The organism is Rugamonas fusca, assembly GCF_014042365.1.
Classification (GTDB): domain Bacteria; phylum Pseudomonadota; class Gammaproteobacteria; order Burkholderiales; family Burkholderiaceae_D; genus Rugamonas; species Rugamonas fusca.
In genome coordinates this window covers 1-264 of the sequence record NZ_JACEZS010000095.1, presented here as the reverse complement: position 1 = coordinate 264, position 264 = coordinate 1, and the positions used below count along the sequence as shown (strand labels likewise).

Annotated in this window: 1 rRNA gene; it reads left to right on the top strand. The window is 49.6% G+C overall.

The window, feature by feature from the left end:
* Positions 1-168: 168 nt before the first annotated feature.
* A 16S ribosomal RNA gene (locus tag H3H36_RS26470) occupies positions 169-264 on the top strand; the annotation flags it as partial.

The following is a 264-nucleotide window of genomic DNA, read 5'->3' as shown; positions in this document are numbered from 1 at the left end:
GTGGACGTTTGATGGAAGTGCACGCGGAGCTAGTCTCCGCGATACTTAAAATATCAAATGTTCACAAGAAGTAATGAAATAGGATACTCGCAAGAGTAGCCTGTCAGTATTTTGAGTGAGCGACCCGCTAGCAATAGCGGTGCGAGAAATCGCAAACAAACAGAGATTAAACTGAAGAGTTTGATCCTGGCTCAGATTGAACGCTGGCGGCATGCCTTACACATGCAAGTCGAACGGCAGCGCGGGGCAACCTGGCGGCGAGTG